Genomic DNA, 22,137 nt, shown 5'->3' with positions numbered 1-22,137 from the left:
TGGTTAATAATTGATATTGGTTAGGTCGAAAGACCTTGCCCTGTCTTAAAGGGATTGAAACGATTTGGATTGTGACTAAACGACGAATGAATTTGAGTCGAAAGACCTTGCCCTGTCTTAAAGGGATTGAAACATATATAATTTGCCGTCATAGCCGGTCGTTGTCGTCGAAAGACCTTGCCCTGTCTTAAAGGGATTGAAACAGATAACTCTCGTCCATATCGCCGTAAGCGTTTTGTCGAAAGACCTTGCCCTGTCTTAAAGGGATTGAAACCCATTCATTGCGTCACTAGTTTTGTAACGATAGTTGGTCGAAAGACCTTGCCCTGTCTTAAAGGGATTGAAACTTTGGAGTAATCTCACTGGTGCGGTATTGGTAATATCGAAAGACCTTGCCCTGTCTTAAAGGGATTGAAACGCAGTTAAATGTACTGATTTTTTAGCCATGTTATTGTCGAAAGACCTTGCCCTGTCTTAAAGGGATTGAAACGCAGTTAAATGTACTGATTTTTTAGCCATGTTATTGTCGGAAGACCTTGCCCTGTCTTAAAGGGCTTATTTTATTATCGGACTTTGTTATTAGACGATCATATCGACGTTTTTCTTTTGTCTGTATGCTAACCGGAGAGAATTCAATTTGAATTTATCTAATGTATATTTTGGAGCCGTGGTTATCATTTACTTGTTTATTTTCACCGCTAATAGATAAATTCAGCACAATATAAAATCTATTGATAATAATTTCATTGGGAATATAAGCCCGTTTATTTATAATAGACGGGATTATTTTTTTATTTTGAAGTATTTTTATGTTTGAACAAGAAGCATGGCAGCCAAGCGCGCCGATTAAAACTCTTTTTACCCGTGCAAAAATTATCAGAGAAATCCGTAAGTTTTTTACCGAGCGAGGCTTGTTGGAAGTGGAAACACCGGTGTTAAGCGAGTTCGGCGTTACCGATGTGCATTTATCCACATTTAATACGGAATTTATCGCGCCGATTGGTGAAAATTCAAAGACCCTATGGCTGATGACCAGCCCGGAATATCATATGAAACGTCTGCTTGCTGCGGGTAGCGGTGCGATTTTCCAGATTTGCCGTGTGTTTCGTAATGAAGAGGCGGGTAGTCGCCATAATCCGGAATTTACTATGTTGGAATGGTATCGTCCGCATTTTGATATGTATCGCTTAATCAACGAAGTGGACGATTTATTGCAACAGATTTTAGATTGCGAACCGGCGGAAAGTTTCAGTTACCAATTCGTTTTTCAGCAATATGTCGGGCTGGATCCGCTTTCCGCACCGCGAGCGGAGCTGGTAGCGAAAGCGCGCGAACATCATTTTATGTGCGATGAAAATGAAGAACGGGATACTTTGTTAGAATTTCTTTTCAGCACGGTTGTTGAACCGCAAATCGGGCAAACCCGTCCGGCGGTTATTTATCATTTTCCTGCCAGTCAAGCGGCTTTAGCACAAATCAGTTCTGAAGATCATCGGGTGGCGGAGCGTTTTGAATTTTATTTCAAAGGGTTGGAGCTGGCTAACGGTTTTAACGAATTAACGGATGCGAACGAGCAACTCATTCGTTTTGAACGGGATAACCGCCAACGTGAAAAAATGGGTCTGCCGCAACGGGCTATTGATAAGCGTTTATTGGCGGCTCTGGAAGCCGGTATGCCGAATTGTGCGGGCGTTGCGTTAGGTGTTGACCGTTTACTGATGGCGGCGTTAAATGCTAATCGCATTGAAGAAGTGATGGCGTTTGGTGTGAATAATGCTTAGTTAAACGATATAGAACAAATTGTATAAAATAAAAAAAGTGCGGTGAAATTTTTAAAATTTTCACCGCACTTTTGTTTGTAAGGATTTATTTCACTTCACGAAACATAATTTCGCTCGGAATAACGGCACCCTGGAAATAAAGTTCGTAGCCGATTTTTTCCGCTAATTGCATGAAAGCATCGCGGATTTCCTGATTTGAATTTGAAACGACCGTCGGCGTGCCTTTATCTAAATCTTCACGCAAACAAATGTGTAACGGTAATTGTCCCAGCATTTCAACATGGTATTTTTGTGCGATTCGTTCGGCGCCGCCTGTGCCGAAAATCGCTTCATGATGACCGCAGTTTGAACAAATATGCATAGACATATTTTCCACAATGCCTAATACGGGCACGGAAACTCGGTTAAACATGGAAATGCCTTTAACAGCGTCAAGCAATGCGATATCCTGCGGAGTTGTCACTACTACCGCACCGGTTACCGGGATTTGTTGCGATAAAGTAAGCTGAATGTCCCCGGTACCCGGCGGCATGTCGATCACTAAATAATCCAAATCCGGCCATAAGGTTTCGTTTAATAACTGGCTCAATGCACTGCTTGCCATCGGACCGCGCCAAACCGTGGCATTTTCTTCATCCATCAGAAAACCGATAGAGTTGGCGAATAATCCGTGAGCCTGGATCGGCGTGATATGTTGGTTGTCCGGCGAAGTCGGGCGTTGATCCGGCGCGCCTAACATATGGGGAATTGAAGGGCCGTAAATATCCGCGTCCAAAATACCGACACGGGCGCCTTGGGCTTGCAATGCCAGTGCCAGGTTTACGCTAACGGTCGATTTACCAACCCCGCCTTTGCCCGAAGTAACGGCAATAATATTTTTAACCCCTTTCACCGCAGGTTGGTTGTTTGCGCGTTTTAAGGTAGCGATTTGATAGGTTAATTGCCATTTGATATTTTTGCTTTCCGTGGCGGACAACAATTTATCCGACAAATCCGCTTTTAATTGTTCAAAAGCGCTATTCCAGGGAAAGGGCATCGAAAGTTCAATGCGTAACGTATCGCCGCCTTTTTCTGCTTTTTTCACCGCACTTAACGCAATGAGATCTTTTTTTAAGCTGGGGTGCCGATACTGTTGAAATAAGGTTTGTATTTGAGCTTGCTGCCCGGCGCTGAGATTATCGGTATATATAATAGACATTATAGAATCCTATAGTAGAGATAAATTCTCGGATATTTAACCACGACATTGAGATTCTGTTAAGCGAAATATAGTTCAAGTAGAAAAAATACCGCAGTTAAGGTAAAATCCTGATAATTTTTTTATCAAAGATAAGTCGTAATAGGATTATTTTAATGTCAAATCAACATCGTCAAATTTTAGTGACCTGCGCATTGCCTTATGCTAACGGTCCGATTCATTTAGGTCATATGCTTGAGCATATTCAGGCGGATATTTGGGTGCGGTTTCAGCGTATGCGCGGCAATGAGATCCATTTTGTATGCGCCGATGATGCGCACGGTACGCCGATTATGTTAAAAGCCGACCAAATGGGCATTACGCCGGAACAATTAATTGCGGATGTTAAAGAAAAGCATTATGCGGATTTCTGCGGATTTAACATTAGCTTTGATAATTATCATTCCACCCATTCGGAAGAAAACCGAGAATTATCCGAATTAATTTATAGCCGCTTAAAAGAAAACGGTTTTATTAAAAGCCGCACAATTTCTCAATTGTTTGACCCGGAAAAATCCATGTTTCTGCCGGATCGTTTTGTGAAAGGGACTTGCCCGAAATGCAAGGCGGAAGATCAATACGGCGATAACTGCGAAGTGTGTTCGGCTACTTACAGCCCGACGGAATTAATTAACCCTCGTTCCGCTGTTTCCGGCGCAACACCCGTAATTAAAGAAAGCGAACATTTCTTCTTTGATTTGCCGAGTTTTGAGTCCATGTTAAAAGAATGGAACCGTTCCGGCGCCTTGCAATCGGAGGTGGCAAACAAAATGCAGGAATGGTTTGATGCGGGCTTGCAGCAATGGGATATTTCCCGCGACGCGCCGTATTTCGGTTTTAAAATCCCGGGTACGGAAAACAAATATTTCTATGTTTGGTTGGATGCGCCAATCGGTTATATGGCGTCGTTTAAAAATTTATGTAAACGGGAAAATTTGGATTTTGACCGTTTTTGGAATAAAGATAGCAATACGGAACTTTATCATTTTATCGGTAAAGATATTATGTATTTCCACAGTCTGTTTTGGCCTGCTATGTTAGACGGCGCGAATTATCGTAAACCGACAAATATTTTCGTGCACGGTTATGTGACCGTAAACGGCGAAAAAATGTCCAAGTCCCGCGGTACTTTTATTCAGGCGGCAACTTATCTGAAACATTTGGATCCTGAATGCCTGCGTTATTACTATGCGGCAAAACTCAGTAACCGTATTGACGATTTAGACTTAAATCTGGACGATTTTGTACAACGCGTTAATACCGATTTAGTTAATAAACTGGTTAACTTGGCTTCGCGCAATGCCGGATTTATTCAAAAACGTTTTGATGGTAAATTGGCGGATAAGTTAGAAGATGAATCACTATTCGCCGAATTTATCGCACAATCGGAGCAAATCGCCGCTTATTATGAAAACCGTGAATTCGGTAAAGCTATCCGTGAAATTATGGCGTTAACGGATAAAGCGAATAAATACGTGGATGATAAAGCGCCTTGGGTGATTGCCAAAGAAGAAGGACGTGAAGCGGAATTGCAGGCGGTTTGTTCCATGGGTATTCAACTTTTCCGGGTGTTAATGGGCTATCTGAAACCGGTATTGCCTAAATTGGCGGAACGTTCGGAGGCTTTCCTACAGGCGGAATTAACTTGGGATAATTTAGCGCAACCATTGTTAAACCATGGTATTGCGCCGTTTAAAGCCTTATTCAGCCGTTTAGACGTTAAACAAATCGATGCCATGATCGAAGCGTCAAAAGCGGAAAATGCCGCCGTTAATGCAACAGTTAAGAAAGAAGAAAAAAATTCGAAAAAATCCACCGCACTTTTAACGGATTTTGAGCCGATTGAACCTGAAATCAGCATTGATGATTTTGCCAAAATCGATTTACGGGTGGCAAAAGTAATTAAATGCGAAGAAGTGCCGGAAAGCAAAAAATTATTGAAATTTCAGCTGGATTTGGGCTTTGAGCAACGTCAGGTATTGTCCGGCATTAAAGGCGCCTACAATAACCCCGAAGAACTTGAAGGCCGTTTTGTGATTGTGGTGGCAAATCTTGCACCGCGCAAAATGAAATTCGGCGTGTCTGAAGGTATGATTTTATCGGCGGGCACCGGCGGTGAAGATTTATATTTGCTTGATGTAGATGCCGGCGTTAAAGCGGGTAGTCGCGTAATGTAATTCAAGACGGTAAAAAATAAAGGGCCGATTCCCGCAAGATACGGGAATCGGCCCTTTTGTTTGGAATATACTTCCGGGCTTAATTTTTTCCTTTTACATCAATGATAAATATTTCGGATTGCGACCCCAGGCGCATTGGAATTCCCCAAAAACCATAACCCGAAGTAACAAAAAAATGCCCGTCAGCTATTTTTTCATAGCCGTATCCTAAGCGATACATAGCCTTAATAATCAGATTCGCCGGGAAGATCTGCCCGTTGTGAGTATGTCCGGAAACCTGCACATCAATAGGCAGCGCCGAATGTTCCGTGACTTCGGTAGGTCGATGATCCATCAGAAAAACAGGCAGGTTGGTATCCACATTTTGCAATAACCGCTTTGTCGTCGGACGCGCTTTATTCAGATCGTCATTGCGTCCGACTATAACAAATTCATTATTGATAGTCACTGCTTCGTCCCACAATACTTTTATGCCTGTTTTATTTATTTCATCGGCAATCGCCTGTTGCTGCCCAAAAAAATCGTGATTACCGAGCGTCGCATAAACGCCCAATGGCGCCTTTAATTTTGCAAGATGGCTTGACATTTGCTCCGCAAGATAAGCATTGAGATTATCGTCCATAATATCACCGGGCAATAATACGAGATCCGCTTTTTCCCGCTCAATAATTCGGGCTAGTTTGTCGATTTGTTCGCTGCCGAATAATTTGCCTAAGTGAAAATCGCTGGCAACGGCAATGCGCATGGCTTTCAGCGGTTTATCAAGTTCGATCTGATAATGAATCACTTTCGGCGTATAGGCGTTATAAATGCTTAAACCCACTAAAATCAACATGCCGATAGGGTAAACCGCTCGCAAAGTGCGGTTCAAAATTGAAGAATTTATAAAAGATTTCAACAACTTATAAGTTAAAGCTAATCCTACGCTGATAAATGCCGAAAAAAGTAATAAAATCAAAATTAGCGCACTTAGGCGAAACAGCGGTTGAATGCGGAAAATAGTCAGAAAAATAATGCCGTTTGCGGTCAAAAAGGTAAAAGAGCCGATAAAATAGCGCAATCGGTGAGTTAATTTACCGCTAAAAAGCCAAAATAAAGTGCGGTTGAAAATATACAAAAAAAGCTGCAGGAGAAGGGTTGCAACGGCAAAAATAATATAATGACGAAGTTCCAATGTATAATCCTTTAAAAATAATCATAAAAAGTTCGAAAAATTATACCGCACTTTACTTATTAAATTAAGTTTCGCCATTTTTTCGCTTCAGAAATGCTAGAATAGATTTATTATTTCCCAGCAATGACAAGGTTTACAATGAAGAAAAATATAAAAATTATTTTGCTTATTCTCTATATTTTGTCACCAATTGATCTTGTGCCGGAAGCCTTTGTCGGTTTGCTTGGTTTGAGTGACGATTTGATTGCGTTAATTTTATTGATCAAACAGATTTTGAAAAAGTAGGGTAATTGATAAAATTATTCGGGCGGAAGGCAAATTTCAGGTATAAAAAAAGACGCTCATGCGTCTATCTTTTCTTTTAATTTTACCACTCAAAATGGTGCCCGAGGGCGGACTTGAACCGCCACGACTCGAAAGTCGAGGGATTTTAAATCCCTTGTGTCTACCGATTTCACCACTCGGGCAGAGTGCGTTTTTACTGACTAACGGCTATTTAATGGAGGCGTGTCCCGGAGTCGAACCGAGCTACATGGATTTGCAATCCAGTGCATAACCGCTTTGCTAACACGCCTTAGCGTAATTGGAGCGGGAAACGAGGCTCGAACTCGCGACCCCGACCTTGGCAAGGTCGTGCTCTACCAACTGAGCTATTCCCGCTTTCGCTAACACATTCGCTGTCAGTGGCGTGCATTTTACGGAAATCTGATTCGGTGTCAACAGTGAATTTAAAAAATATTTAAAAATTTTTGTTGTCAGCCGAAAAAAAATACAATTCAATTAAAAAGCATACAAAAGAAAGCTAAAAATCAGGCAAAGATTTTTAAGTATAAAATCTGCTTTTAACCAATCGTAGTTTATGACAAAATTAAAAAATTCAATTTTTCCGAATACGCTTTGTTTTTAAAGAGAAATTAAGATGTTTAAATGAAAAGTGCGGTTGATTTTTTTCGTATTTTTAATAAATATCCGGTTATAAAAGATAAACAGGGCCTAATACAATAATTTTATTTTTTACAGGTAAGATGTTATGACACAAAACTATTCTATTGAAACTATTCTCGCGCAAGCGGGCAATAAGTCGGATGCCCGCACGGGTGCGGTATCCACACCTATTTTCCTTTCCACCGCTTATGGTCACCGAGGTATCGGAGAAAGTACGGGCTTTGATTACACCCGCACTAAAAATCCGACCCGCTTGGTATTGGAAGAGACAATCGCTAAATTGGAAAACGGCGATCAGGGTTTCGCCTTTTCTTCCGGTATGGCGGCAATTCAAGTGCTAATGACCTTATTTACGGCGCCGGACGAGTGGATTGTTTCCAGTGATGTTTATGGCGGAACCTATCGTCTGTTGGATTTTGCCTATAAAAATAACAACAGCGTGAAACCGGTTTATGTCAATACGGCTTCTGTGGAGGCGATTGAAACGGCGATTACGCCGAACACTAAGGCGATTTTTGTGGAAACCCCGTCAAATCCGTTGATGGAAGAATGTAATGTGACGGAAATCGCTAAAATCGCCAAAAAATATAATTTATTATTAATTGTAGATAACACATTCTTAACGCCGGTATTTTCCCGGCCGTTGGATTTAGGCGCCGATATTGTGATTCATAGTGCGACGAAATACCTTGCCGGTCATAACGATACTCTAGCCGGTTTAGTGGTGGCAAAAGGGCAGGCGCTTTGCGAGCGTATCTTTTATATTCAAAACGGTGCGGGCGCCGTATTATCGCCCTTTGATTCATGGCTAACCATTCGCGGTTTGAAAACATTAGCGTTGCGTATGGAACGTCATCAGGCGAATGCGGCGGCGATTGCGGAATTTCTGAAAGCGCAGCCGCAGGTCAAAGACGTACTTTATCCGAATAAAGGCGGTATGTTGTCATTCCGGTTACAGGATGAAAACTGGGTAAATCCGTTTTTGAAAGCCATTAATTTAATTACGTTTGCCGAAAGCCTTGGCGGCACGGAAAGTTTTATTACTTATCCGACCACTCAAACCCATATGGATATCCCAGCAGAAGAACGAATTGCGCGCGGTGTGACCAATGATTTGCTGCGTTTTTCCGTCGGTTTAGAGAACGTCGAAGATATTAAAGCGGATTTGGCGCAGGCTTTTGCTCAATTTAAATAGGCAAATGGTAAAAGTGCGGTCGAAATTCGGCGATTTTTTACCGCACTTTGGTTTTTATCTTTGATTTTAACGATTAAAACAATAGTTTTACATCTAAAATCCTTATGTTATTATCGCTAAAAATTCCGGGCGCAAAAGCTTGAATTTGCCCGATTTGCTCCCATATAAAATGAACAGTTTCGTTAAAAAGGAAAGATTATGTCAGAAGTATTACACGCAACAGACGCTTCATTTGAAGCCGACGTATTAAGATCAGATGTACCCGTATTGGTTGACTTATGGGCGCCATGGTGCGGTCCTTGCCGTATGGTTGCGCCAATTTTAGACGATTTAGCCGCAGAATTAGCAGGCAAAGTAAAAATCGTTAAAATTAATATTGATGAAAACCAAGGTACGCCGGCTCAGTTTGGCGTTCGCAGTATCCCGACATTATTAATGTTTAAAGACGGTCAATTAGTCGGTACACAAGTCGGTGCATTGCCAAAAAATCAATTAGCGGCTTTTGTTGAGAAAAACCTTTAATTGTAAAATAAAGAAGACCCTGTTTCGGCAGGGTTTTTTTATGGAGAAATGGTATGCGAAATTCTGAACCAAATAAAAATTCGCGCTTTTTCGCCGCACTTTGGATTGGCATTGTGCTGGCATTAGGGATTTTTGCTTACGGCATTTACAGTTATTTTGATATTCTTGCCTGGGAGCAAAGCGGACAAATGCCGCATATCGGCGCGTTTTCCGCGTTAATTTATAATTTGTTCGGCGCCGTGGGTATTTTGCTGGGCTACGGTTTGCTTGCGTTAATTGTATTTGTGCAGGGGTGGCGAGCGTATAAACGTAACAGATAAATTGAAAAATAAGGACGATGTCGTCCTTATAAAATCCGGCAAGATTTTGTAATCGCAGCTGGGTTAATACCTATTGGTGCTCAGTTGACCAAGTAAACGGTCAAAATTTTTTATTTTTTGACCGCACTTTTATTGCCCGCATTACGCTTTGTTTTCCCGCAGCTTTTTTAAAATACCTTTCATATTTTCGTCTAAAGGCGCCGTTAAACGCAATTCTTCACCGCTTTTCGGATGTTCGAATTTTATCGAATATGCGTGTAAGAATAGCCGGTTTAAGCCTAATTTCTGCATTTGTTGATCAAATTCCTTATCGCCGTATTTATCGTCAAGGGCAATCGGGTGACCGGCATATTGCGTGTGCACGCGAATTTGGTGAGTTCTACCCGTTACCGGCGAAGCCCTAACCAATGTTGCCGTCGGGTAACGTTCTTCGATTGCAAAACGGGTTTCCGAAGGTTTGCCTTGTTCATTAACCCGAACGATACGCTCGCCGCCGGATAATTCATTTTTCAGCAAAGGTGCCCGAATAACTTTAACGTGCGATTGCCATTGACCGCGCACGAGCGCTAAATAATCTTTTTTAACGGTTTTAATACGCAGTTGTTCGTGCAGATTGCGCAACGCGGAACGTTTTTTGGCGACTAACAAAATGCCGGAAGTATCCCGGTCAATACGATGTACCAATTCCAAAAAACGCGCTTCCGGGCGCAATGATCTGAGCGCTTCAATTACCCCGAAACTTAACCCGCTTCCGCCGTGAACGGCTATGCCTGAGGGTTTGTTTAACACTAACAAACAATCGTCTTCAAAAATAATCTGTTTTTCAAGCGCGGCAACTTTGTTCAGTTTATTGGAAATAGGCGCTTGTTCTTTTTCCGCTACGCGAACCGGCGGAATACGTACCGTATCGCCTGTCTGTAATTTATATTCCGGTTTAATTCTTCCTTTGTTTACCCGCACTTCGCCTTTGCGCACAATTCGATAAATCAAACTTTTAGGCACGCCTTTAAGCTTGGCAAGCAGATAATTATCAATGCGTTGACCGCTTTCATCTTCGCTGATTTGCAGCATTTTTACCGTTGCGTTGATGATTTTTTCATTTAAGGGATTCGTTGTCATAAATAATATTTTAATTAAAAGATTTTAACCGGATTTGAAAATTTCAAACGCCATAAAAGCGGCAAATTCTATCATATTCGCAAGGGGATTTAAATTGCTGAAATGCCTTGATAAATTTAACTACACAAGCGATAATACCTTACATTTTTGTGTACGGAAATACATAAAAATTTTTATTTGTCGTTAATTAAAATATCTGTGCAGCGAATGGCATAAGACGCTGATATTTAACGGTTTTATGTGGTTAATTCGAATAGTTTACTTGCAAAATTCAATTTTTAAAATCCAATTTTGTTTTATTCGTGCCAATGATTGTCGGCATATTAAAGCCTGCGATTAGTCGATAACCTGTTTCGGGTTTTAAATTTGGCGGAATAACGCAGTCAATGCACCCAGCCTTTGACAGTCGGGAGAATGACATTAGGCGACAGACACGAGGTCGATTGCGAAGTTTATCTAACTATATTTGAGCGCCTTAACTTAAAAGTGCGGTTCGTTTTAGCTGAAAATTAAAAAATAATATAAGAGAAAATTTAAATGAAACGTATGTTAATCAATGCGACTCAACAAGAAGAGTTGCGTGTTGCGTTGGTCGATGGCCAGCGCCTGTTTGATCTGGATATCGAAAGCCCCGGTCACGAACAAAAAAAAGCCAATATCTACAAAGGAAAAATCACCCGCGTAGAACCAAGTCTTGAAGCGGCATTTGTTGATTATGGTGCCGAACGTCACGGTTTCCTGCCGTTAAAAGAAATTGCCCGCGAATATTTCCCCGATGATTACGTTTATCAAGGTCGTCCGAATATTAAAGACATAATCAAAGAAGGGCAGGAAGTTATTGTTCAGGTGAATAAAGAGGAACGTGGCAACAAAGGTGCCGCGTTAACCACTTTTGTTTCTTTAGCCGGTAGTTACTTGGTTATTATGCCGAATAATCCTCGTGCGGGCGGTATTTCGCGCCGTATCGAAGGGGATGAACGGCTTGAATTAAAAGATGCGTTAAGTTCTTTAGATGTGCCTGAAGGTGTGGGCTTAATCGTTCGTACCGCCGGTGTGGGCAAATCTTCGGAAGAATTGCAATGGGACTTAAAAGTTTTATTACATCATTGGGAAGCAATCAAACAGGCTTCGCAAAGCCGTCCTGCACCGTTTTTGATTCATCAGGAAAGTGACGTTATAGTTCGTGCTATCCGCGATTATCTGCGTCGTGACATCGGTGAGATTTTAATCGATAGCCCGAAAGTTTACGAAAAAGCCAAAGCCCATATTAAATTAGTACGCCCCGATTTTATTAGCCGTATTAAATTATACCAAGGCGAAGTGCCGCTATTCAGCCATTATCAAATTGAATCGCAAATTGAATCGGCGTTTCAACGGGAAGTACGTTTGCCGTCCGGCGGTTCGATCGTTATCGACGTAACGGAAGCCTTAACCGCAATTGACATTAACTCGGCACGCTCAACCCGTGGCGGCGATATTGAAGAAACGGCGTTAAATACCAACTTAGAAGCCGCCGATGAAATCGCCCGCCAGTTACGTTTACGTGACTTAGGCGGTTTGATTGTTATCGACTTTATTGATATGACCCCGGTTCGCCACCAGCGCGAAGTGGAAAACCGTATGCGTGAAGCGGTACGTCAGGATCGTGCGCGTATCCAAATCAGCCGTATTTCCCGTTTCGGTTTATTGGAAATGTCCCGTCAGCGTATCAGCCCGTCTTTAGGTGAGTCTTCGCATCATATTTGTCCTCGTTGTCAGGGAACCGGTAAGGTGCGTGATAACGAATCGCTTTCATTATCTATTTTACGTTTGCTTGAAGAAGAGGCACTGAAAGAAAATACTAAACAGGTTCATACGGTGGTGCCGGTGAATATTGCTTCGTATTTACTGAATGAAAAACGTAAAGCGATTCATGACATTGAAAAACGTCACAACGTTGAAATTCTGGTTGTGCCGAATAAAGAAATGGAAACTCCGCATTTTAGCGTGTTCCGTGTACGTGACGGTGAAGAAATCAATACCTTAAGTTATAACTTAGTCAAAGTATATGAAGAGCAGGAAACGACCTTTATTGCCGATGAACCCTTCACCACTCGTGTGACGGAAACAGCGGCTGTAACCACTGAAAACGTGTTAGAAAGCGCAGCGTTATCCATGACGATTTCCGAACCTGCACCGACAATTGAGGTAAAAAAAGAAGAACAGCCTTCGTTATTTGTTCGTATTGTGGCGGCGATTAAAGGATTATTTGCTTCCGAACCTAAGGTTGAAGAAAAAGTCGAGGAAGCGCCACAGCCGAATACCCGTAACCGTCGTAACAATCAGGAACATCGTAATTCCCGTCGTAATCGTAATGAACGAAATAATAGAGGAAATAACGAAGAGCCGGCAGATAAAGTCCAGTCTGAAAAAAGTGCTGAAAAAGCCGAACGTCCGGCACGTTCCGAACGTACCCGTCGTAATAACCGCAATCGTAACGCGGCGGCTGATGACAGCTTAAATAATGAATCGGTGATCGAAGCGGTAACCAATGAAACGACCGATGATGAAGCTAAAGCGCCGCAACAACGTCGTCAACGTCGTGATTTGCGTAAACGTGTGCGCGTAACGGAAGAGCAGGTAACTGTCGCAGCAGAACCTGTTGATAAACCGTCTTTAGCGGAAAGCGTGCCGGTTGAACCTGTTGTTGAGGAAAATGTTTACCAAGAACGTGATCGCCAAGACAACCGTCGCCGTTTGCCTCGTCATTTGAGAGTTAATAACCAACGTCGCCGCCGTAATGCGGAACAGGTTTCGGCTATGCCGTTGTTTGCGGCAGTCGCATCACCTGAATTAGCAAGCGGTAAAGTTTGGATTGAGTCACCGACTGCACCTGCGAAACCGAAAGAAAGCGCGTTCCTATCTGTAGATGAGTTATTAGAGCAGCAAAGCGAAGTAAAACAGCCTGGTGTTACAACACCGGCACCTGCTACCCAGGTTATTTTTGATAAAGCAGATAATGATATTGCCCCGTTGGCAAGTTTTGTGACTCAGCCCGCTAATGAATCGGTACAGAAAAAAGTGCAAGAGTCTTTAGACCGTTTAGAACAAACAAACGGGCAACAAACTGAAGTTAAAGAGGATGATAATGCTTCGAATATGACGCTTTCTGACGTTACTGCGACAGAAAGTGCGGTCGAAAAAACGGAAGTTTTAAATTTGTCGAATTATCGGTTTAGCGGACGTTTAGGTACAATTTCTGCAGTTAAACATACCAAAGCGGAAATGACCCTTGCTAAAGCTGCGGATGAAGTTTTACCGCCTTTTGAAATCGTTCAATGGCAAGATTCCCGCTATTACTTCCATGGTAAAGGCTCTGCAGGGCATAACAGCGCGGTGAGCCATGTGTTTACCGCCGCTACTCAAGCTAAAGCCGAGTAATTTTTTTATTCAACATTAAATCCGCAGCCTGAAAACTGCGGATTTTTTTATATTAGCAAACGGCTAAAAATATTCGTTTAAGTTCAATCATTGCTGATTAATTTATACTAGAAGTTAACATAAAAAAACCGCACAAAAGTGCGGTTAGTTTTTTTAATTTTTGCCAATTATGCAGTGAACGGATCTTGAAGAATCATTGTTTCGACTCGATCCGGACCGGTTGAAAGAATCGCCACAGGCACGCCTGTTACTTCTTCAATACGTTTGATATAGTTAAGACAGTTTACCGGGAGTTGATCTACATCGGTTACGCGGAAGGTATTTTCTTTCCAACCCGGCATAGTTTCATAAACCGGTTCGACACCCTCCCAGTCTTTTGCCGCTAGTGGTGCGTAATCGACTACCTCGCCGTTTGGAAGTTTATAACCTACACAGATTTTTACTTCGTCAAAGCCGTCTAAAACGTCTAATTTTGTCATACAGAAACCAGTGATGCTGTTCACTTGGATCGCACGACGGATTGCTACCGCATCAAACCAACCGCAACGACGAGGACGCCCTGTTACCGCACCGAATTCGTTACCTTTGCGGGCAATTTCCTGACCTACTTCGTCAAATAATTCGGTAGTAAACGGGCCGCCGCCTACACGGGTACAATATGCTTTAATAATACCCAATACATAATCAATATTACGAGGTCCTAGGCCTGAACCCGTTGCCACGCCGCCGGCCGTTGTATTTGAGCTGGTTACATAAGGGTAAGTACCGTGGTCGATATCCAACATTGCGCCTTGCGCACCTTCAAATAAGATATTGTCGCCATTTTTGCGAGCGGTATTTAAAATTGCGCCGATGTCCGCCACCATACCGGTAATGATATCGGCAACGGCCATAACATCATCTAAGGTTTTTTGATAATCAACGGCTTCGACTTTATAATAATTCACCAATTGGAAATTATAGTAATCAAGAATATTTTTAAGTTTTTCGGCAAATTGTTCTTTATCGAATAAATCACCTACACGCAAACCGCGACGAGCCACTTTATCTTCATAAGCCGGTCCGATACCGCGCCCGGTAGTACCGATAGCTTTTTTCCCTAATGCCGCTTCACGAGCGTGATCCATAGCAACATGGTAAGGTAAAATTAATGGGCAAGCTTCAGAGATTAACAGACGTTCACGCACATTAATACCGCGACTTTCCAATTCACCCATTTCCTGCATTAATGCCGATGGCGAAAGTACAACGCCGTTACCAATCAGGCAAGTGACGTTAGCGCGTAAAATACCGCTTGGGATCAAACGTAAAACCGTTTTTTCTCCGTTAATAATTAATGTGTGACCCGCATTATGGCCGCCTTGATAACGCACTACATATTTTGCGCGATCGGTGAGTAAGTCAACGATTTTGCCTTTACCTTCATCGCCCCATTGAGCGCCTAAGACAACAACACTTTTTCCCATAAATTTTTCCGCCTTTTAAAAGCTGAGTTTGTAACGAATTTAGGGATTCACTTTACTATTTTCTTACTGAAATCTCAATGTAAATTCAGGAAAGTTGTTATTAAATAGCGAAAAATCAAATTTCGGTTAGATTTTATTTAATGAAAAGGTAATCGTTTGCGTGTATGTATAAAAAAAGGACGTCTTAGACGTCCTTATGGAAAATTATTTTTTAGGCGGTTGCATAAAGCGGAAGAAATCGCTGTCCGGTTTTAAAATCATCATGTTGTCAGAACCGGCAAAACTGTTTTCATAGGCTTTTAGGCTGCGCACGAAACTATAAAACTGCGGTTCGCCGGAAAAGGCTTCGGTATAAAGTTTTGCCGCTGTGGCATCACCTTCACCGCGTAATTCCTCGGCGGTTTTATTGGCGTTGGCAAGAATCAACGTTACTTTTCGATCTACGTCGGCTTGAATGAACGCCGCTTTTTCTTTACCTTGCGAACGGTGCTGGCGAGCTACCGCATCACGTTCCGCACGCATACGCTGGTAAATTGACGATGAAACCTCATCCGGCAGATTGATTTGTTTGACCCGTACATCAACCACTTCGATACCTAATTCCGCCGTACTGTCTTGCCCCGTATTTAATGCTTTGCGAGCGCCGTCCATTAATTCGCCGCGAGTACCGGATACAATATCCTTAATAGTTCTTGTACCGATTTCCGAACGCAAACGGTCGTTAACTTTACGCCGTAATAAATTAGACGCTTGGTTATAGTCACCGCCGCCGGTAGAGGTGTAAAATCTGCCGAAATCGCTGATTTTCCATTTTACATAAGAGTCTACCAACAGATCTTTTTTCTCAACGGTCACAAAGCGGTCGGCTTGACCGTCAAGGGTTCTGATTCGTGCGTCTAACGGTTTTAAATTGTCAATAAACGGGATTTTAAAATGTAATCCTGGCGTATAAACCACCACTTTGTTATCCGAATCGCGTTGTACTTTGCCAAAACGCAGCATAATGCCTCGCGTCCCCTCATTTACAATTACAATACTTGAGTAAAGGATTGCCGCCAGGATGACTAAGACAGGTAATAAAAATTTACGCATTAATTAAATCTCCCTTGACGGCTGATTGAACGATCATCCGTTTGTGTTTGTCCATGAGAATTTTGGCCGTTTTTGACCGCACTTTTTAGCTCGTTAGACGATAATGTGCCTTGATTTGCAGAGGGTTCGGCCGCCGGTTGTGTATTTTTATTACGTAGAATTTGATCCACCGGCAATACATTTAGATTATTGCCGTTTCCATCAAGCATAATTTTTGGTGTTTTAGACATAATTTGTTCCATGGACTGAATATATAAACGCTCGCGTAATAAATCCGGAGATGCTTTAAATTCAGGCAACAGACGTTGTAAACGTTCCACTTCGCCTTTTGCATTCAGCACTACTTTATCTTTATAGGCGGTAGCGCCTTCCACAATGCGTTGTGCGTCACCGCGGGCAATAGGTTCCTGCTCGCGGGCATAGGCTTCGGCTTCACGAATATAGCGTTGTTCGTCTTCCTGAGCTTTAATCGCATCGTCAAAGGCATCTTTCACTTCTTCCGGCGGGCGGGCGGACTGGAAGTTCACGTCAATTACTTCAACACCCATATCATAAGGTTTGATAACATTATTTAATGTTTTCCAGGTTTGTTCACGCACAACGGCACGACCGGTAGTTAAAATATCATCCATTGTCATATGTCCGATAACATAACGTAAAGCGCTGTCGGTAGCCTGATTCAGGCTATCGTCGGCATTGGTTACGCTGAACAGATATTTCGCCGGATCCTGCACGCGATATTGCACGGTCATTTCCACTTTTACCATATTTTCGTCTTGTGTCAGCATCGCGCCTTGCGTTCTTAATTCTTTTACCTGTTCTACATTGACGGGAATCACTTCATCAATAAAGTTCGGTTTCCAGTTTAAACCGGGCTGCACGATAGAATGAAGTTGACCGAAACGCGTTACTACGCCGCGTTCCGCTTCTTTTACGGTGTATAAACCGCTTAATCCCCAAAGCACCACGGCAAGAGCGATTGCCGCGGGTGCAAGTTTATTCAGGTTTTTCGGTAAATTCGTATTGTTACCGTTATTTGATTGGCCGCCGTTACCGCCTAATTTTTTTAATAAATTCCCGAATATTTCTTCAATATCCGGCGGTGATTGTTCTTTATTATCTTGTCGGTCAGACCAACCTGATTTGTTATCCGGCTTATTCGATGGGTTCTCAGGTTGCTTCGGGTCGTTTTGCCCAGGTTTTGCCCAAGGATCTTGATCGTTTAATGACATTGCGTTGCGTTCTCCATTTTGTCAAAATATGCGGACTTTTGAAGGTTTTAGCCAGCTTCAAAAGCCTGCAGACAAGTCTAAACAAAATTTAAAATTAAGTCTAATTAAACTCGGTAAATCCGTGAAATTTTGAACAAAAATTTAACAAATGAGCAGGCTTGATTTTTTCTTATCTCATTATCTGTTGAGGATTCCAAAAGAATTTAATGAATAAAAAATTTCGATTTTTTTGACCGCACTTTTTTATTCATTCATAATGCAGCCTAAATTTTTAATTAACGGGAATTTTATGATTATTCTTTATGCCTTAACTCAATCCCGCGCTTATCGTATCGCTTGGTTGTTGGAGATTCTTAACCTGCCTTATAAACTGGAGATTATCGAACGGGACGGCGAAACCAATCTTGCGCCGGATGCGTTGCGTTCGATTCATCCTTTGGGAAAATCGCCGATTATTAAGGACGGCGATTTGGTACTGACGGAAAGCGGTGCGATCGTTGAGTATTTAATCAACCGTTATGGCGGCGGCAAATTAAAACCGGAAATGAACAGCACCGATTATTGGCAGTATTTACATTGGATGCATTATGCCGAAGGGTCGTTAATGCCACTGTTAGTGATTAAACTGATCTTTCGTAAAATTGACGAGGCGGATATGCCTTTTATCGCCAAACCGATTGCCAATAAAATTACGGAAAAAGTCAAACAGGGGTTTATCCAGCCTCAGTTAAAACTGCATTTGGATTACATTGAAAGCCAATTAGCGGAAAAATTCTGGCTGGTGGGCGACGAATTAACGGGTGCGGATATTATGATGAGTTTTCCTTTGCAAGCGGCGGTTAGCTATTTTGAAACTAACCAATATCCGCATATTAGCGCTTATGTTAGCCGTTTGAATCATACGGAAAGTTTTAAACGCGCAGAACAAAAACTGGGTCCATTAACTTTTTTTTAACGTGAATAAATTTATGTCAGAAGAACAAAATTCTAAATTTCTTACCGCACTTTTTTCTATTATGCCGGTCGTTTTATTATTGGGCATTGATATTTACACTATGTTTTTACAGACTGAAGCGAAAGCAATTTCCCATTTCAATTTAGGTGTGCTGGCGGCTCAATTTATTTGTTCGCTGGTGTTTTTGAAAGGGCGGATTTGTAACGGGCAGCGCGGTCGATTGACTCAAGCCGTTATGTATTTTGCCGTATATTGGCTTGTTTGGTTGCTGCTTAGTTTGTTTTCCAGCTATCATTTTATTTTAACGGATATGTTAAGCGTTGCCGGCTTGTTGATGTTATTTTCCATGTGGAGACAACCCCTTGAGCCTGGCTCTCGCCGTTTAATGTTAAACATGGGGGCTTTAGCCGGGTTGCTTGGCGTGATTTGTTTTTTTGTGCAGTTGGCGGAAATTCCAGTTCTTCATTGGGTGCAATACAATTTCTTCGGACAAGCGCTGGCAGGCGTAATTTTAGCTAACCTGTTATTGGTGATTTCACGTAACCGTTTACAGAGTTTTATGGCCTTATTGCCTTTGGTGATGAGCGTTCTTTTAGTGCTTAATAGTATTTTCACTTTGGCAGTGCTGGCTTACGGGCAGTTAGGAAGTGCGGTAGTTTTTGCCAATAATTTTGCCTTCGTCTTATATTTTCTGTTACATCTTGTGATGATTGCGATTTTGGCTTTTCATATTTTCCGCAAAGCGAAATTATCTTACAACACGCTCATGTTGCTGCTTGTTATTTCTTTATCTCTGCCTTTATGGGCAAGCTTTGCTTATCTCGAGTAATTCCGATTTTAGATAAAAAACCCCCGGCTTAGGGTCTGTTTATAAAAGATAAACAGGCCCTAAATTTCAGGAGTGTTTTTATCGGTGTTAATCTTCTTTAAACTGATGCATAAAGTCTTGTGCTTTTTCAACCATTTGTTTAGAACCTACAAAAAGAGGAACCCGTTGGTGTAATTGACTCGGCTGAATATCCAGCACCCGATTATAACCGTCAGAGGCGATACCGCCGGCTTGTTCCGCTAAAAATGCGATAGGGTTGCCTTCATAAAGTAAACGGAGTTTTCCCTGCGGATAATTTGTCGCATGAGGATAAATATAAATGCCGCCTTTTAACAGATTGCGGTGAAAATCCGCTACTAACGAGCCGATATAACGGGAAGTATAAGGGCGATTGGTTGCCGCATCTTCTTCCTGGCAATATTTAATGTATTTTTTTACGCCCATCGGGAATTTTAAATATTGTCCTTCGTTAATGGAATAAATTTTGCCGGTGGCGGGAATCTGCATATTTTCATGAGATAAACAGAATGTGCCTAAAGACGGATCGTAAGTAAATCCGTTTACACCGTTTCCGGTGGTATAAACCAGCATGGTGGAAGAACCGTAAACCACATAGCCTGCGGCAACTTGTCGGTTTCCCGGCTGCATAAAGTCTTCTAAGGTAACGGGCGAACCAATAGGCGAAACTCGACGGTAAATAGAGAAGATGGTTCCCACAGAGACGTTAACATCAATATTTGATGAACCGTCTAAAGGATCGGTTAAGATTACATATCTGGCATTACGACCTCGCTCCGTATCGAAAGCAACGAAATTTTCTTCTTCTTCGGAAGCAAATCCCGCCACTTCTTCCCGCGCCATTAAGGCTTGCTTCATCATATTATGGGCAAATAAATCCAATTTCATTTGATGCTCGCCCTGTACATTGTCTATGCCGGAAAAACCCAGAATGTTATTTGTGAGACCTGCACGATTTATGTCGCGATGAATGACTTTGGCGACAAGCCGGATAGAAGAGAGAATCCCCGTTAACGCACCTTTGGCATTGGGGTATTCGGCTTGTCTGTCTACAATGAATTCATCTAATGTTTTCATATTGTTTCCTATTGTGTTAGACCTATCATTTACTCAATTGCTGAGTTGGATTATTATAGGTAGCTAATTTGTGCACGGATATAACATTGTCTTAACAATGTGATCTCACGCACATTTTTGTTTAAAGTTTATTAATTAAATATAAAAAAGAGTTACTAATAATGAAACATATTCATATCCTCGGCGTATGCGGGACTTTTATGGGTGGTTTAGCCATTATCGCTAAACAAATGGGCTATCGGGTAACGGGGTCGGATACGAATGTTTATCCGCCGATGTCTACCTTCCTGCAGGAACACAATATTGAGATTATTCCTCATTTTGAAGTGTCTCAATTACAGCCCGCACCGGATATGGTGATTATCGGTAACGCCATGAAACGTGGTAATCCCTGTGTTGAATATGTGTTAGAAAATCGGTTGCCTTATATGTCCGGTCCTCAATGGTTGCATGATAACTTGCTTTGTAACCGCTGGGTACTTGCGGTATCGGGGACCCACGGTAAAACCACCACCACAGGTATGCTGACTTGGATTTTAGAACAAAACGGGTTAAATCCGGGATTTTTAATCGGCGGTATTGCAGGGAATTTCGGTATGTCATCCCGTTTTACCGACAGTCCTTATTTCGTGATTGAAGCGGATGAATATGACACCGCGTTTTTTGATAAGCGGTCTAAATTCGTTCATTACAATCCTAAAACGCTCATTATTAACAATATCGGCTTTGACCATGCTGATATTTTTGATGATTTGAAAGCAATCCAGCGACAATTCCACCATATGATTCGTACTATTCCCGCAAGCGGAAGAATTCTTTCCGTGGCGACGGAACAAAGCGTGAAAGAAACGCTAGATATGGGATGTTGGTCTGAAAAACAATTTTTAGGCAAAGAACAGGAATGGAACGCGGAACGCATTACCAACGATTGCAGCCGGTTTGCGGTTTTCCATTTGGGCGAAAAAGTAGCGGAAGTGCATTGGGATATAGTAGGGCAGCATAATATGCACAATGCTCTGATGGCGATTGCCGCCGCATATCATGCGGGCGTTAAAATTGAAGACGCCTGCCGTGCCTTAGCCACCTTTGTGAATGCAAAACGTCGTTTAGAAGTCAAAGGCGAAGTAGGCGGCGTAACTGTTTATGATGATTTTGCTCACCATCCGGCAGAAATTCAGGCAACTTTGACCGCTCTTCGCGATAAAGTGGGTGGCGGCGTGCGGATTTTAGCCGTGCTGGAACCGCGTTCAAATACTATGAAAATGGGGGTGCATAAAGATGAAATTGCACCTGCGTTAGTTCGTTCCGATTATGTCTTTTTACTACAACCGGATAATATTCCCTGGGAAGTGGTGGAAATTGCCAACAAATGCGTACAACCGACAAAATGGACGGCGGATTTAGATAAGCTGGTGGATTTTGTGGTGCAGGAAGCGCAACCGACGGATCATATTTTAGTAATGTCGAACGGTAGTTTTGGCGGAATCCATCAAAAAATATTAGATAAATTAGCGAATAAATAAAATTTTTATAAAAATAGTAAAAAATTTTTTAATTTATTGAGATTTTATTTGACAA

At 42.1% G+C, this 22,137-nt stretch carries 17 protein-coding genes, 3 tRNA genes and 1 CRISPR repeat array (1 of these 21 cut by a window edge); of the genes, 10 read left to right on the top strand and 10 right to left on the bottom strand.

The window, feature by feature from the left end; all coding sequences use genetic code 11:
* Positions 1 to 562: a CRISPR direct-repeat array (repeat unit 37 nt; unit sequence GTCGAAAGACCTTGCCCTGTCTTAAAGGGATTGAAAC); it reaches 480 nt to the left of the window's first position.
* 247 nt (positions 563 to 809) lie between these two features.
* Positions 810 to 1,781 carry an elongation factor P--(R)-beta-lysine ligase gene (epmA, locus tag MS_RS07470; RefSeq protein ID WP_011200801.1) on the top strand — a complete coding sequence of 324 codons (972 nt, stop codon included), beginning with the start codon at positions 810 to 812 and terminating at the stop codon, positions 1,779 to 1,781.
* 85 nt (positions 1,782 to 1,866) lie between these two features.
* Here the strand turns inward: epmA and apbC are convergent, their stop codons facing one another.
* Positions 1,867 to 2,979, bottom strand: coding sequence for an iron-sulfur cluster carrier protein ApbC (gene apbC, locus MS_RS07465; protein WP_011200800.1), 1,113 nt, complete (start codon positions 2,977 to 2,979; stop codon positions 1,867 to 1,869).
* A 155-nt stretch (positions 2,980 to 3,134) separates the two neighbouring features.
* Here apbC and metG point away from each other — a divergent pair, with 155 nt between their 5' ends.
* Entirely contained in the window at positions 3,135 to 5,195 is a 2,061-nt protein-coding gene (metG, locus tag MS_RS07460) for a methionine--tRNA ligase (protein WP_011200799.1), read from the top strand.
* Positions 5,196 to 5,274: 79 nt separating this feature from the next.
* On the opposite strand, the gene MS_RS07455 is transcribed toward metG, so the two are convergent.
* Positions 5,275 to 6,369: a metallophosphoesterase gene (locus tag MS_RS07455; RefSeq protein ID WP_041639891.1), complete on the bottom strand. Its 1,095-nt coding sequence runs from the start codon at positions 6,367 to 6,369 to the stop codon at positions 5,275 to 5,277.
* 138 nt (positions 6,370 to 6,507) lie between these two features.
* Here MS_RS07455 and MS_RS11035 point away from each other — a divergent pair, with 138 nt between their 5' ends.
* Entirely contained in the window at positions 6,508 to 6,654 is a 147-nt protein-coding gene (locus tag MS_RS11035; RefSeq protein ID WP_226977680.1) for a DUF1232 domain-containing protein, read from the top strand.
* A 95-nt stretch (positions 6,655 to 6,749) separates the two neighbouring features.
* On the opposite strand, the gene MS_RS07450 is transcribed toward MS_RS11035, so the two are convergent.
* From MS_RS07450 to MS_RS07440, 3 genes are all read right to left on the bottom strand, one after another.
* A tRNA-Leu gene (locus MS_RS07450) sits at positions 6,750 to 6,836 on the bottom strand.
* Between the two features lie 33 nt (positions 6,837 to 6,869).
* A tRNA-Cys gene (locus MS_RS07445) sits at positions 6,870 to 6,943 on the bottom strand.
* 10 nt (positions 6,944 to 6,953) lie between these two features.
* Positions 6,954 to 7,029 (bottom strand) — tRNA-Gly (locus tag MS_RS07440).
* A gap of 370 nt (positions 7,030 to 7,399) precedes the next feature.
* Here MS_RS07440 and MS_RS07435 point away from each other — a divergent pair.
* The 3 genes from MS_RS07435 to MS_RS07425 all read left to right on the top strand — a co-directional run bounded on the left by MS_RS07435 (position 7,400) and on the right by MS_RS07425 (position 9,351).
* Positions 7,400 to 8,509 (top strand): methionine biosynthesis PLP-dependent protein, encoded by a 1,110-nt coding sequence (locus tag MS_RS07435; protein ID WP_011200795.1) that lies wholly within the window; start codon positions 7,400 to 7,402, stop codon positions 8,507 to 8,509.
* 198 nt (positions 8,510 to 8,707) lie between these two features.
* Positions 8,708 to 9,031, top strand: a complete 324-nt coding sequence (gene trxA, locus MS_RS07430; RefSeq protein ID WP_011200794.1) for a thioredoxin — start codon at positions 8,708 to 8,710, stop codon at positions 9,029 to 9,031.
* A 53-nt stretch (positions 9,032 to 9,084) separates the two neighbouring features.
* Positions 9,085 to 9,351, top strand: a complete 267-nt coding sequence (locus MS_RS07425) for a hypothetical protein (RefSeq protein WP_011200793.1) — start codon at positions 9,085 to 9,087, stop codon at positions 9,349 to 9,351.
* A 141-nt stretch (positions 9,352 to 9,492) separates the two neighbouring features.
* Here MS_RS07425 and rluC read toward each other — a convergent pair whose 3' ends face one another.
* Positions 9,493 to 10,470 carry a 23S rRNA pseudouridine(955/2504/2580) synthase RluC gene (gene rluC, locus MS_RS07420; protein ID WP_011200792.1) on the bottom strand — a complete coding sequence of 326 codons (978 nt, stop codon included), beginning with the start codon at positions 10,468 to 10,470 and terminating at the stop codon, positions 9,493 to 9,495.
* 537 nt (positions 10,471 to 11,007) lie between these two features.
* Between rluC and rne the strand changes: the two genes are divergently transcribed.
* A complete protein-coding gene (gene rne / locus MS_RS07415) occupies positions 11,008 to 13,890 on the top strand; it encodes a ribonuclease E (protein WP_011200790.1) in 2,883 nt (960 codons plus the stop codon).
* Positions 13,891 to 14,057: 167 nt separating this feature from the next.
* On the opposite strand, the gene purA is transcribed toward rne, so the two are convergent.
* From purA to hflK, 3 genes are all read right to left on the bottom strand, one after another.
* Positions 14,058 to 15,356 carry an adenylosuccinate synthase gene (purA, locus tag MS_RS07410; protein ID WP_011200789.1) on the bottom strand — a complete coding sequence of 433 codons (1,299 nt, stop codon included), beginning with the start codon at positions 15,354 to 15,356 and terminating at the stop codon, positions 14,058 to 14,060.
* A gap of 204 nt (positions 15,357 to 15,560) precedes the next feature.
* Entirely contained in the window at positions 15,561 to 16,448 is an 888-nt protein-coding gene (hflC, locus tag MS_RS07405; protein WP_011200788.1) for a protease modulator HflC, read from the bottom strand.
* Positions 16,448 to 17,680 (bottom strand): FtsH protease activity modulator HflK, encoded by a 1,233-nt coding sequence (gene hflK, locus MS_RS07400; RefSeq protein ID WP_011200787.1) that lies wholly within the window; start codon positions 17,678 to 17,680, stop codon positions 16,448 to 16,450. Before hflK ends, hflC begins: the two co-directional genes overlap by 1 nt.
* 289 nt (positions 17,681 to 17,969) lie before the next feature.
* Between hflK and MS_RS07395 the strand changes: the two genes are divergently transcribed.
* Complete coding sequence (locus tag MS_RS07395; RefSeq protein WP_041639889.1) at positions 17,970 to 18,635, top strand: glutathione S-transferase; 666 nt, start codon at positions 17,970 to 17,972, stop codon at positions 18,633 to 18,635.
* A gap of 13 nt (positions 18,636 to 18,648) precedes the next feature.
* A complete protein-coding gene (locus tag MS_RS07390) occupies positions 18,649 to 19,464 on the top strand; it encodes a hypothetical protein (RefSeq protein ID WP_041640221.1) in 816 nt (271 codons plus the stop codon).
* An 87-nt stretch (positions 19,465 to 19,551) separates the two neighbouring features.
* Here the strand turns inward: MS_RS07390 and fbp are convergent, their stop codons facing one another.
* A complete protein-coding gene (fbp, locus tag MS_RS07385) occupies positions 19,552 to 20,559 on the bottom strand; it encodes a class 1 fructose-bisphosphatase (RefSeq protein ID WP_011200783.1) in 1,008 nt (335 codons plus the stop codon).
* Positions 20,560 to 20,720: 161 nt separating this feature from the next.
* Between fbp and mpl the strand changes: the two genes are divergently transcribed.
* The gene (mpl, locus tag MS_RS07380; RefSeq protein WP_011200782.1) at positions 20,721 to 22,082 is read left to right on the top strand and encodes a UDP-N-acetylmuramate:L-alanyl-gamma-D-glutamyl-meso-diaminopimelate ligase; all 1,362 of its coding nucleotides are present in this window, start codon (positions 20,721 to 20,723) and stop codon (positions 22,080 to 22,082) included.
* Positions 22,083 to 22,137: the final 55 nt, after the last annotated feature.

The organism is [Mannheimia] succiniciproducens MBEL55E (assembly GCF_000007745.1).
Classification (GTDB): Bacteria; Pseudomonadota; Gammaproteobacteria; order Enterobacterales; family Pasteurellaceae; genus Basfia; species Basfia succiniciproducens.
The sequence above is the reverse complement of the archived record's forward strand: the minus strand, read 5'-3'. Positions and strand labels throughout refer to the sequence as shown.

Excerpts from the sequence above, each read along its gene's own strand:
- epmA (WP_011200801.1), top strand. The coding sequence starts at position 810 with ATGTTTGAACAAGAAGCATGGCAGCCAAGCGCGCCGATTAAAACTCTT.
- apbC (WP_011200800.1), bottom strand. The coding sequence starts at position 2,979 with ATGTCTATTATATATACCGATAATCTCAGCGCCGGGCAGCAAGCTCAA.
- metG (WP_011200799.1), top strand. The coding sequence starts at position 3,135 with ATGTCAAATCAACATCGTCAAATTTTAGTGACCTGCGCATTGCCTTAT.
- MS_RS11035 (WP_226977680.1), top strand. The coding sequence starts at position 6,508 with ATGAAGAAAAATATAAAAATTATTTTGCTTATTCTCTATATTTTGTCA.
- MS_RS07435 (WP_011200795.1), top strand. The coding sequence starts at position 7,400 with ATGACACAAAACTATTCTATTGAAACTATTCTCGCGCAAGCGGGCAAT.
- trxA (WP_011200794.1), top strand. The coding sequence starts at position 8,708 with ATGTCAGAAGTATTACACGCAACAGACGCTTCATTTGAAGCCGACGTA.
- MS_RS07425 (WP_011200793.1), top strand. The coding sequence starts at position 9,085 with ATGCGAAATTCTGAACCAAATAAAAATTCGCGCTTTTTCGCCGCACTT.
- rluC (WP_011200792.1), bottom strand. The coding sequence starts at position 10,470 with ATGACAACGAATCCCTTAAATGAAAAAATCATCAACGCAACGGTAAAA.
- rne (WP_011200790.1), top strand. The coding sequence starts at position 11,008 with ATGAAACGTATGTTAATCAATGCGACTCAACAAGAAGAGTTGCGTGTT.
- purA (WP_011200789.1), bottom strand. The coding sequence starts at position 15,356 with ATGGGAAAAAGTGTTGTTGTCTTAGGCGCTCAATGGGGCGATGAAGGT.
- hflC (WP_011200788.1), bottom strand. The coding sequence starts at position 16,448 with ATGCGTAAATTTTTATTACCTGTCTTAGTCATCCTGGCGGCAATCCTT.
- hflK (WP_011200787.1), bottom strand. The coding sequence starts at position 17,680 with ATGTCATTAAACGATCAAGATCCTTGGGCAAAACCTGGGCAAAACGAC.
- MS_RS07395 (WP_041639889.1), top strand. The coding sequence starts at position 17,970 with ATGATTATTCTTTATGCCTTAACTCAATCCCGCGCTTATCGTATCGCT.
- MS_RS07390 (WP_041640221.1), top strand. The coding sequence starts at position 18,649 with ATGTCAGAAGAACAAAATTCTAAATTTCTTACCGCACTTTTTTCTATT.
- fbp (WP_011200783.1), bottom strand. The coding sequence starts at position 20,559 with ATGAAAACATTAGATGAATTCATTGTAGACAGACAAGCCGAATACCCC.
- mpl (WP_011200782.1), top strand. The coding sequence starts at position 20,721 with ATGAAACATATTCATATCCTCGGCGTATGCGGGACTTTTATGGGTGGT.